The following is an 11,950-nucleotide window of genomic DNA, read 5'->3' as shown; positions in this document are numbered from 1 at the left end:
GTAATCGAGTAATTCAGCTGCCTTGGTAAAATCAGTAATAACGGTTTGATTTTCAAGCTTGCCAAATGCTTTATCAGCAAATTTTGTACCGCGCATTTGAACATTTAAACGCGCTGCATTTTTATTTAACACCGTTTGGTTATAGAAATCTTTCACATCCTCAAGTGTTACTTTTTCAACTTCTTTAATCAGCTCTGCTTTTGAATCAAAATCAAAATTTTCATCGTACCAGTCTGATAAATACGGTCTTAATTCATCACCTAAGTTTTTAGGTTGCTCATTAAGTTTAATCAGTACCGCATTTTTAAGCTGTGCAAACGTCTCTTCACTGATGGCATCAAGCTCTTTTTTGTATTCAAGTTTGTACTCATCAAAACGTGCTTGCATTTCGCCAGGCCCTTTAACAGGTGTTTGAATATACATGCCAAAGCCAATGTAATCATCTAACGCCGTACTGAAACCACCAACAGCGTAAGCAAGTTGCTCTTCTGTACGTAATTTATCAAATACTTTGTTGCTAAAGTGGCCTTGTAACACTAATCCCTGCGCTTCTTGCTTTTTACCTTTTACAGGGTGCATATGCATATCGACAAGAGCAACGTCAGCAACATCAATATCACGCTGTACTGTAAATACTTGGCCAGGTTTTGGTAACCAAGACTTAGCTCGCGTGTATTGGGTTGTTTTAACATCTTTAGGTAGTGCTTTTTCTAAACTAGAAACAACGGTTTTAACGTCTTTCGCGTCATAGTTACCGAACATAAACACGCGTACGTGGTTATTTGTAAGTACGTTATCAATTACCTTGCTTAAATCGCTGATTGAAAGTGATTTTGCACGTGCAATTAGCGCATTATCTTCATAATTGCCTTGGCTTGTTGCTTTATAAAATGCATCAAATGCTTGGCTATAAGGGAAGTTTTTGCTCTTATTAGCAACACCGCGTAAGAAGCGGTCTTTCGCTTGGTTAAATTCAAGATCTGTTGGTGCAATTCGCAATTCATTCATGCCTGCTACAATCAGCTCACTTTGCTTATCCGTAAAACCATTAACGGTAAAAATAACGCCATTTGAATCAGATAGACTCATTGACATGCCACCAACACCGGCTTCAGTGTTTAGTGCTACCACTTTTTTACTGTACAGATCTTGCCAAATTGCTAACAAAATTGAAGTATCCATATCAGTTAGCGTATCTGGGTTATTTACATACACTTTCAGCATGCCTTTTGGCTGATGTGCAAAGTTTTTGCTTGCGAATTGCCACACTTTAATGTGATTAGTGTCATGCACTAATTGCGGCTTAGCTTTGATTTCATCGCTTACGACTTTCAGTTCAAAGCTTTCTGGTAGTAGACGGTTAACTGCAGGTAAGTTCATTGCCAGTTTTGTTGGTTGTTTCCAACTTGCAATCTCTTCTTTCGAAATATCCGCTATACGGTAGTTACCATCATAAAAATGAAGCGTGCTATCAGTTTCTTCTTGCTGACTTACATACCAAATTTTTAAAGTCTCTGGTATTAGCTGTGCAAGCACATCATTAATTGCTTTTTCATCAAATTGACCATAGTAGTATGGCGCATTGATCACATGATTTGTTGGATAGACTTGCATCGCACCAGCAAGGTTTGACACGTAACCAAATTCATCGCCTTTTTCTAGGAATTTAAACTGGTTATTAAGTGATGTTCTGATCTCGTCAAAATATTTTTTATCAACACCTTTTTCACGAATTAGATCAATGTACTGCATTATGATTGCAACTATCTCATCACGGTGTTTCATCCCGTCATCTGTCAGTGTTACATCAATTGAGAATGTTCCGTAATTCCCGTAATGGGCTGGTGATGCATTAGCACCTAAACCTGAAATCCAGCCTTTTTCACGCAGTAATGTTGCAGGTGTACCCGGCATTTCAGAATAAATCAAATAAGACAAGAAACGGTTTGGTTTAAGCGCAAACTCATCGTTATTATTTTCAATTGTAAAATCAAGCGTGAGCTGTTTTACATCTTTATTTGGCTTGTAGAAAACCTTCTTACCGCCCACTTTTGAAAAATCAACTTGCACAGTCACACTTGGCTTTTCAATATTTTTATTTTTAATATCTGAGAAGTATTTATTTGCAAGCGCTTCTAGCTCGGCAATTGGTTTGTTGCTTAAAAGCGCCACTTTCATGATATTAGATGAATAGTATTTATCAAAAAAAGCAACTGTCTCTGCATGCAGCTTACTACCTTCTTTATCGCCTAATGTTTCAAGGTTACCAATTAAGAAGCGGTTGGCTGGATGCTCACCCATCATTTTACGCGCGAGTTTAAACTGACCAAAAAAGTCTAGCTCACGGCGCATTGACCATTCAGCATTAACCGCATTTTTTTCTTTTTCCGTGTATTCAGGATACAACTTTGGTGCTTTAAAAAAGTCTGAAAAACGATCTAACCCTTCTTCAAATGCATCGTTATTTGCTTTAAACATGTAGTTGGTAATGTCTAACCATGTATACGCATTATGCGCACCACCATTTTTAGTCATAAACTCAGAGTATTCATTTGTATCTGGAAAGCGCTCAGTACCTAAAAACAGCATATGCTCTAAATAATGTGCCATGCCTTGTTGCGTCATTGGATCATGTAATAAACCAACACCCACACTTAATGCTGCAGCAGACTTGTCTACACTCGGATCAGAGACTAAAACAACTTCAATTTCATTGCTTAACTTTAACGTTTTGTATTCACGATTATCATTTGGACTAACAACTAAGGTATCAGAATAAAGATTTGTCGTATTTGAAGTAGATGAGGTTTGATTATTTGCGTTGCAACCGACTAGTACAGCCAGTGCTAATGCACTTAAGCTAAGTGCTTTTTTCATAATGGTTCCCTATTAACATATATAAAAAACGCTCTGATCTTTTGGCGAAACAGAGCGTTCTTTCATATCACTACTATAAAAAAGCAGTGATTAAATGCAACAGTTAACACATTATATTTGTAACATTTTGTCAATAAAACGTGTCTAAAACTTAATTACATTAATGTGTTGTAAACTTGCGTCTAAATACCAGCAGACCACCCAGCAGTGTTAGTAGTGCACCAAAGCTACCACCGGAATCATTTGAATTGTCTAGCGGCTGAACAGGCTCTTTAATTAACTTATTTTCTTGTGGCGCTAAATCACCAAGCGTGTTGCTATTACTATCTATAATCGCAACATGTTCAATGGCAATTAAACGCTGAGCATCAAGCGTTAATGTACCGTTTTTTAAATCAGCACACTGCTCATCGGTAGTATTTACGAGCGGGTATTCATTGCATGAGAATTTAGACATATTATCAATTACTTCCATACCATTACCGATAATCTGACCAAATACGGTAAAACCACCATTTTGTAAGTCTAAATTAGCACTATTATCACTTAAATTAATAAACCACTGGCTCGTTGCACTATTAGGGTCATTTGCAAGCTTTGCCATTGCAATGGTACCGCGTACGTTTGAGTAAACCGGTTCATTAACTACATTGCCATAGTTATCAATTGCTTTGAACGAGGAACCATCATAAGTGTACCCGCCGCCTTGCAATACAAAATCAGTCACTAAACGGTGATAAACTACACCATTAAAGTCTTCGTTATTTACATATTTTAGAAAGTTCTCAACTGTTTTTGGCGTACGTTCATCAAATAAGTTAATTTGAAAATTCCCTTGCGTTGTTTGCACTTCAACAATGGTTGCTTGTGCTGAGCTAACCGAAAGACCCGCTGCTAATATTGCCATTTTTAGTTTATTCATAATTGCCCGTGAATATTTTGTTAATTATTATCGCGAGAATCTTACTCAGAATTACTCACGTTAGCTACTTAACACGGGCATCAAGTTACAATTGATAACATTATCCTTACTTACCTTGCATTTATTTTACTTCAAGCAACAAACTAGCGGACATTTGTCCGCCCCATAATACTTTTAGCTAGGTAAAATAATCAGCGTTTTTCGCCTACAAAATAAATTTATGATGATTATTATACGAACGATTATAGTTTTAGCTCTATTTACAACGAGTTTATCAACGTTCTCTACAGTAACAACTGAAGAAAAACTCACGATACTTCATACTAATGACAATCACGGTCGATTTTGGCGTAATGAGCAAGGCGAATATGGTATGTCTGCGCGTAAAACACTAATTGATAGATTACGAACAGAAGCCAAGGAAAAAAATCATCATGTATTACTGCTCTCTGGTGGCGACATTAACACAGGAGTGCCAGAGTCAGATTTACAACATGCTGAACCTGATTTTAAAGCGATGAATTTACTCGGTTACGATGCGATGGCAATTGGTAACCATGAATTTGATAATCCACTTGACGTACTCGATAAACAAATTTCATGGGCAAATTTCCCATTACTCTCAGCTAATATTTTTCGCAAAGATACTGGCCAACATGCTTACCTGCCTTATCAAATAGTTGAACGTGATGACCTTAAAATTGCTATCATAGGTTTAACCACGGTTGATACCGCTAAGATAGCAAATCCAGAATATATCGACAATTTTGAATTTAGAGAGCCTGTTGCCGCTGCACAGCCTTTATTAGACAAGATTAAAGCTAAATACCAACCAGATATAACCATTGCAGTTACCCACATGGGCCATTATATAAACGCTAAGCATGGTATTAACGCCCCTGGCGATGTCACTCTTGCACGTAATCTGCCAAAAGACTCCTTAGATATTATTATTGGTGGTCATTCACAAGAACCGATTTGTATGGAAGACGAAAATACCGCTAATGCAAGTTTTCAACCTGGTGATAAATGCCTACCAGATCAGCAAAACGGCACTTGGATCATGCAAGCACATGAATGGGGAAAATATGTTGGTAAAGCAGAATTTGTACTTAAAGATGGACAACTTACTTTAATCAGTTATCAATTAATTCCTGTGAATATGTACCGTGAGGATATTGTGGGTGGTAAAAAAGTTAAGTCATTAGCTGGTGATAAAATAGCTGAAGACCCTGAAATGCTTGCTTTTTTAACACCCTATCAAGAGAAAGGTGCTGCTAAAATTTCACAACCAATCGGTAAACTGATTGGCCACTTAGAAGGCGACCGTAGCAAAGTTCGTTTTGTCCAAACTAACTTAGGACGTTTAATCGCAAAAGCACAAAGCGAAAGTGTTCGAGCAGACTTCGGCATTATTAGTGGTGGCGGAATTCGCGACTCGATTAAATCTGGTGATGTAAGTTACAAAGATATTTTACAAGTACACCCCTTTAAAAATCGTATTACTTACCTTGAGCTTCAAGGACAAGAGTTAATTGACTACATCAATATAGTTGCAACCTTTCCGTCTGATTCTGGCGCGTATTGTCAGTTTTACGGCATTCAGTTTGAAAAAAATGGCGACTCAGTTTTAATTAAATCAATTGATGGCAAGCCTTTCGATATATCTAAGCGTTATCGCTTTACTTTAAATAGTTATAATGCCGCGGGTGGTGATGGTTACCCAAATGTGACAAACCACTCTCATTTTGTTGCCACAGATATCGTTGATGCTGAAGTATTAAAGAACTATTTCTTAAAAAATTCTCCGATTGATGCATCAAAAATTTAAAAAATTAAGCATTCAGTCTGCAAAAGCTGAATGCTCTTTTAACTTTAGTCTCTTAAGCTATTTTCCTATTACCTCAACAAACTCCGATTCAATGCCTTTCAAACCATAATGATGCAATTTAGAACGAGACCCTTCCCCATGCGCTTTCGGTGGAAAAAACATCTCTTTAAGTTGTAAGTCATCCACTAAAATTTCATCTAGGGCTGCTCGAATTTCACTTAGCGTTTTTTCTAAACTATTGGAAAAATTTGGACGCTTACGAATAGTATGACCAAGTTCTGTTAAACGATAAAAGTATTTATTGGAAAGTACAACAAGTTCGTCTGGCAAATCTTTATTTTGATTAAGCAAAACATCCGGATGTAAAAGACAATAATCAATTAATGCTGTAAAAAAACAAAGCGGTTTATTAGCAAGCGGCACACTTGCGTGGGTACGACTATTTATTAAAAGCTTTTTCTCGAGATCAATCACTAAACGTGCGTGCTCTTCATTATCTTGTTCAATTGTCACATTTTGTTTTCGTGATTTTAATTTATAGCGATATTCAATTAAAAAATAGAAGCCTAATGATGCAAACAATGCACCTAAAGAAAAATAATCCCACAGCGATACTTTATTAACAGAATATGTAAAAGTAATCTTTTTATTGGGTGTTTCAAAAGATTTTTTAATTAATTCTCGATCAGTATGAAAACTAAATTTGTCAGATTGAATCGCGAGTAACTTAGGCTTAAGTGATAATCCATCAATATGTTGGTTTAACTTTGCAATGTAAGTTTCAATTGCAAGAGTGTTACCTGCACTGCTTTTATTTGGATCAGGTAATGGTAAGCGACTTAAATCTTTCGCAATACGATTTTCAAGAAGTATCGACAAATTATCTATGGTAGTGTTCATAGCACTAAATTTAGACAAAGCATAACTTAATTGAAACACCAGATAGCTTAAACACGCTATTAAAATTATTTTGTTACGACTAACATTCAACATAACTTTCTACATCTTTGAAATATGGGGATGTTTGCGCATTGGCATGGCGATGAATAATGCCGCTAATCGCGCAGGCTAATTCTGTGTTTTGTGTTTCCATCTTAAAATACCAACGGCTACCACTTACATTGTTGCTTATTGGCGTAATATAGTTTTCTAAGAAACGATTCATATCATCTTGTTTCCAGTAAGATGCAATAAGATCGACTTTGCCTTCTGCCAATAAATCCCTTAATGTACTGTGAGAACTTGCTTGAATAATATCCAGATTATCAACATTAATATTCAATTGTTTGAAGAGTGTTCTAGGTAAGATATAACCTGAACGACTACTTGGGTAATCTAATAAACCAATTCGCTTATCAATAAAGTACTCTTTTTCGAGTCGTGGTTTTTCATTTAATGAGATAAAAAATGCCGTATAATCCGGGTAAGCAAGCAATGTTTTATAATTGAAAGTGTACTCACTTTTAAATGCCAACATTAAATTTTCTTTCGTCATGATTAGGTCAGCATTACCTCGACCAATAAACTCAAGGGCATCACTCATATCATAACCCCAATTCAATTTCACCTGACCGAACTGCTTAGCTACTACAGGGTTATTACAAAAATAAGGGATGAGTTGATTTGCTAATTGTTCAGTAGGTACATAAATATGAAATAAATTTTCATTTTCAGATAATTTTGCATCACATTGCTTGTTGACTTCGATAAATAAAGCAAGCTGCTTAAAATTACTTTTATATTGGCTTGCTCCAAGCAGGCCAAAAAGGACGATTAGTATACAAAAAACAGCTGTCATCGCTGATTTTGAAAACAAAAAATTATATTTCATTTTTATTGTTAGAATCTAGACCTAAACCAAGCTCTCATTTCATCACGTACATTTACTTATTGCAATAAGTAATTTTATTTAAAAGATATATCTTATTGTTTTATATACTTTGTTAACAAGTAATTATGAATCCTAATGAGTCCTTCCTATTTTTCTAAAACTAAGGACAATTAGCCTTGTTGATAACAACTAAACACAATTAAAAAAAGATGATTAAGTGCATAAGTTTTTTGTTACTCGCTGCCCTAACTTTAACTACTTCTAATGCAAGTGCTTGGAGTCAAAACGGACACCGAATAATTGGCAAGATTGCCGAAAACCATTTGACGATAGAAACACGTCGTGCAATTTACCCTTTATTACAAGGTGATAAACTTGCTGAAGTTACCACCTGGGCGGATGAAATGCGCTCGAACCCTGCTGATTTTTGGAAACATGAATCGGGCAAGTGGCACTATATCAATATTTCTTCTGCTGCTGATTTCAAGCCTAATAAATATCGCATTACACATAACAAAGGTGAAGTTACTGATATTTATTCCGGCATCTTAAAAGCGGTTGCAGTTCTTGAAAGCCCAAATACTACCTTAGATAAAAAACAGTTTTATTTTCGTTTTCTAACCCACCTTGTTGGTGATATTCATCAGCCGATGCATGCAGGTCGAAGCGAAGATTGGGGTGGGAATAAAATAAAAGTTAAATTTTTTGGTAAAGAAACCAACTTACACTCTCTTTGGGACAAGGGATTGGTCGAAAGTGAAAACCTTTCCTACACTGAATTTGTTGAATTTATTGATACCAAAAACCCGCAAGTTATTTCTCGCTACTTAGCGTCAGAACCAAAAGATTGGGTACTTGAATCATTTCATATTGCCGAAGAACTATACGATATCGGCAATGGCGAATTTAAATACCATTACGTTTATGAACAAATGCCAATCGTAAAAGAGCGTTTGCTTCAAGGTGGAATTAGATTAGCTGGTTTATTAAACAAAATTTTTGATAAATCAGCAGAAGTTCAAGTTAATGCGATTGGTTATCTTGAACAAAATAATAAGCAATAAAATACAAAACTAACTTTAAACTTAGTTACACGGGAAACTACTAATGAAAACGCAACTACGCAAAAAAGTATTGCCACTTGCTATTGCAGCATGTTTAGGCTCTACGGCGGCATATGCCAACGATACTGCATCTTCTGTGCGCGGTACAATTGTTGGCCCTAACGGCAACCCAGCTGCGGGTACGGAGATTACTATCATTCACGTACCTTCTGGCTCAATTAAAAAAGCTGTTGTAAATGAATCAGGTCTTTTCAGTGCAAAAGGCTTACGTGTTGGTGGTCCATACCAAATCATCGTTGACTCAAAAGAATTTGAAGATACTATGGTTGAGGATGTATACCTAACACTAGGTAAAGAATACCCAGTAAGTGTTCAACTTCAATCAAAGTCTGATATGGAACAGATCGTTGTTACTGGTCGTCCTATCAGCTCTTTCTCAGGAGGTACAGGTCCTGCTGCAAACTTCAGCCTGCGTGACCTTGAGAACCAACCAGCAATTAACCGTGACTTAAAAGACATTGTTCAAGCAGATCCACGTATTTATATCGATGACAGCCGTGGTGACGGTGCGATTCAGTGTGGTGGTGGTAACCCACGCTTTAACAGCTTAACACTTGATGGCGTTCGCATGAACGATAACTTTGGTCTTAACAGTAATGGTTATCCAACAGTGCGTGCACCGTTCTCATACGATGCAATTGATCAAGTAGCAGTTGAGCTTGCGCCATTTGACGTAAACTACGGTGGTTTCACATCATGTAACTTCAACGCTGTAACTAAGTCAGGTACTAATGAAGTTCATGGTAAAGTTTTCTTCGATTACACTAACGATTCAATGCAAGGTGATTCAATCGAAGGTGAAGACATTGATAATGGTAACTACTCAGAAAAGCGTTATGGTTTCTCTGTTGGTGCACCAATCATTAAAGATGAGCTTTTCGTATTCGTAGCATACGAAGAATTAAAAGGTGCTGAATTATTCGAATATCCTCGCCTTGGCACAAGCGAAGATGATGATGTTACACCGTCAGATCTTGAACGTGTTCGAAAAATCGCCCTAGACGTTTATGGCTATGATGCAGGTTCTACACCAGCAAGCATGCCTGTAGACGACCAGAAACTACTTGTAAAATTAGACTGGAACATCAACGATGATCACCGTGCAAGTGTTGTTTACAACTACAACGATGGTTTCCGTTTAAGCCAGTCTGATGACTGGGCAGTAACACTTGATAGCCATTTCTATGAACGTGGTGTTGAGTTCCAGTCAATCGTAGGTTCTGTATATTCAGATTGGACTGACAACTTCTCTACTGAAATGCGTATTGGTAAATCTGATGTAGATATGCGTCAGCGTTCATTAGATGCTGCAAGCGGTTTTGGTGAAGTTCAAATTCGTAACGGTGGCCAAACAATCTTCTTAGGCCCTGATGATTCACGTCAATCAAATGACCTAGATTACGATACGACAACGTTCAAACTAGCAGGTACATACTACCTAGACGAGCACGTAATCACAGGTGGTTACGAGTATGAAAATGTTAACGTATTTAACTTATTCATGCAGCACACACAGGGTGAATTCCGTTTCAATTCAATCGACGACTTTGAAGCTGGCCTAGCTGCACGTGTTTACTACAACAACTCAGCAGGTACAAATAACCCGAATGACGCAGCAGCAGAGTTTGGTTTTGCACAACATACGTTCTACCTACAAGATGAGTACAACTTCATTGATTACGATCTAAGTGTTACTTTTGGTCTTCGCTATGACATGTACACAAGCAGCGATAAGCCACGTGAGAACGCGTTATTCACCGAGTTATATGGTTTTGATAACACAAAGAACATGGATGACATTGACCTACTTCAACCACGTTTTGGCTTCAACTGGCAAGCAGCTGATAATATAGAAGTACGTGGTGGTTTTGGTCTTTACTCTGGTGGTAACCCGAACGTTTGGGTATCTAACTCATACTCTAACGACGGTGTAGTCAATATTGCAACTCAAGAACGTAATGTAGACTTATTCAATACACCAATGGTTAATGGTGGCACACCAATTTTTGAAGTTCCGCAAAACCAATATGACCAAGTTGCAAATTCTTCAGCTGGCGGTGGCTCTGTAAATGCGATTGATCATAATTTTGAAATCCCTTCAGAATGGAAATTCGCGCTTGGTGGAACTTACTTCACTGAAGATAACTACATCATCACAGCTGACTTACTTCACACTCAAAAGCAAGACAGTGCAATTATTCGTGATTTAGCGCTTACTAAGACTGGTGAAACAACATTTGATGGTCGCCCAATCTACGCACGTACTGATCTCACTGACAGTGAAGGTAATTCTGTTCGTCGTTTCAACGAATACTTACTTACTAATGTAGATGGTGATGACGGTGAATCAACGGTACTTTCTTTCGCGCTATCGAAAGAGTATGACAATGGTCTAGATTTCACAGTTTCATACGCATACACACAATCTGAAGATGTAAACCCGATGACATCATCGGTGGCGGGTTCTAATTTTGGTAACTTAGCGGTAACTGATCCGAATGATCCTGGTCTTGCTACTTCTAACTACGAAGTACCACACCGTTTTACATTCAAGTTAGGTTATAAGCATGAGTTCTTCGATGGTTACCTAACGCGCTTTAACTTATTCGGTCAGGCAAGTGAAGGTCGTCCATATACCTACACATATAACCGTAGTGACCGTGAGTTCGGCGACAATAACTGGAATGGTTCACGTCAGTTAATGTATATCCCGTTAGAAAACGATCCTAACGTTGTTTACGAGATGAGCGCTGAAGAAATCGCAGATATGAATGCATGGATCGAGAAAGAAGGCCTAACTCGTGGTTCAACGGTTGGTCGTAACGACTTCAACGCGGACTGGTACGTTAAATTTGACGTTAAGATTTCACAAGAAATTCCAGGTCTTATGGACGGTCACAAAGGTAATGTTTACTTCACAATTAAGAACGTAGGTAACTTACTGAATGATGACTGGGGTGTACTTAAAGAAGGTGCATTCGTAGGTAACCGTATGGTTGATATGTCATACGACAGCGATAATGACCAATACATCTATGAAGGCTTCAGCAAAAATGCTGCTCAGCAAGATGTTCAGAACTACGGTTCATTATGGCAGATGAGAGTAGGTGTTAACTACCGTTTCTAATCTAAATATTTAGATACCCCTTGATAGTTAAAGCCCCGCTCATGCGGGGCTTTTTTTATTTTTGACACCTATACCAATTCACTTAAGTAGCTGAAAATCCTAGCGGACTAAATATTTTACTAACTGCGTTTGAATTTATAAATGCAGAACAATTACTTAAGAAGAATTCCGCCTTGTTCTCATTTTATACATCCCGTGCTATCCTCGATCACATACTTAACAGCATTGATATTAATCG

At 37.5% G+C, this 11,950-nt stretch carries 7 protein-coding genes; 3 read left to right on the top strand and 4 right to left on the bottom strand.

The features are described from left to right. Window positions 1-2,877 (bottom strand): insulinase family protein (locus ABYD77_RS04530; RefSeq protein WP_372767419.1); only part of this gene is annotated, 2,877 nt, incomplete at its 3' end. A 160-nt stretch (window positions 2,878-3,037) separates the two neighbouring features. Then, window positions 3,038-3,799, bottom strand: coding sequence for a peptidylprolyl isomerase (locus tag ABYD77_RS04525; protein ID WP_372767417.1), 762 nt, complete (start codon window positions 3,797-3,799; stop codon window positions 3,038-3,040). Between the two features lie 220 nt (window positions 3,800-4,019). Here ABYD77_RS04525 and ushA point away from each other — a divergent pair, with 220 nt between their 5' ends. Then, window positions 4,020-5,630 (top strand): bifunctional UDP-sugar hydrolase/5'-nucleotidase UshA, encoded by a 1,611-nt coding sequence (ushA, locus tag ABYD77_RS04520; protein ID WP_372767415.1) that lies wholly within the window; start codon window positions 4,020-4,022, stop codon window positions 5,628-5,630. Between the two features lie 57 nt (window positions 5,631-5,687). Here the strand turns inward: ushA and ABYD77_RS04515 are convergent, their stop codons facing one another. Together ABYD77_RS04515 and ABYD77_RS04510 are read right to left on the bottom strand one after the other, a co-directional pair. Further along, the gene (locus ABYD77_RS04515; RefSeq protein WP_372767413.1) at window positions 5,688-6,530 is read right to left on the bottom strand and encodes a hypothetical protein; all 843 of its coding nucleotides are present in this window, start codon (window positions 6,528-6,530) and stop codon (window positions 5,688-5,690) included. A gap of 79 nt (window positions 6,531-6,609) precedes the next feature. After that, window positions 6,610-7,461 carry a hypothetical protein gene (locus ABYD77_RS04510; RefSeq protein WP_372767411.1) on the bottom strand — a complete coding sequence of 284 codons (852 nt, stop codon included), beginning with the start codon at window positions 7,459-7,461 and terminating at the stop codon, window positions 6,610-6,612. A 209-nt stretch (window positions 7,462-7,670) separates the two neighbouring features. Between ABYD77_RS04510 and ABYD77_RS04505 the strand changes: the two genes are divergently transcribed. Together ABYD77_RS04505 and ABYD77_RS04500 are read left to right on the top strand one after the other, a co-directional pair. Next, a complete protein-coding gene (locus tag ABYD77_RS04505; protein WP_372767409.1) occupies window positions 7,671-8,525 on the top strand; it encodes a S1/P1 nuclease in 855 nt (284 codons plus the stop codon). 43 nt (window positions 8,526-8,568) lie between these two features. Continuing rightward, window positions 8,569-11,712 (top strand): carboxypeptidase regulatory-like domain-containing protein, encoded by a 3,144-nt coding sequence (locus ABYD77_RS04500; RefSeq protein WP_372767407.1) that lies wholly within the window; start codon window positions 8,569-8,571, stop codon window positions 11,710-11,712. Window positions 11,713-11,950 lie beyond the last annotated feature (238 nt).

The organism is Pseudoalteromonas sp., from assembly GCF_041629635.1.
Lineage (GTDB): Bacteria > Pseudomonadota > Gammaproteobacteria > Enterobacterales > Alteromonadaceae > Pseudoalteromonas.
Note: the sequence above shows the minus strand (reverse complement) of the source record. Positions and strands in the feature narration are given on the sequence as shown.

Coding starts and splice junctions, on each gene's coding strand:
- ABYD77_RS04510 (WP_372767411.1), bottom strand. CDS start 7,461: ATGAAATATAATTTTTTGTTTTCAAAATCAGCGATGACAGCTGTTTTT.
- ABYD77_RS04500 (WP_372767407.1), top strand. CDS start 8,569: ATGAAAACGCAACTACGCAAAAAAGTATTGCCACTTGCTATTGCAGCA.
- ABYD77_RS04505 (WP_372767409.1), top strand. CDS start 7,671: ATGATTAAGTGCATAAGTTTTTTGTTACTCGCTGCCCTAACTTTAACT.
- ushA (WP_372767415.1), top strand. CDS start 4,020: ATGATGATTATTATACGAACGATTATAGTTTTAGCTCTATTTACAACG.
- ABYD77_RS04515 (WP_372767413.1), bottom strand. CDS start 6,530: ATGAACACTACCATAGATAATTTGTCGATACTTCTTGAAAATCGTATT.
- ABYD77_RS04525 (WP_372767417.1), bottom strand. CDS start 3,799: ATGAATAAACTAAAAATGGCAATATTAGCAGCGGGTCTTTCGGTTAGC.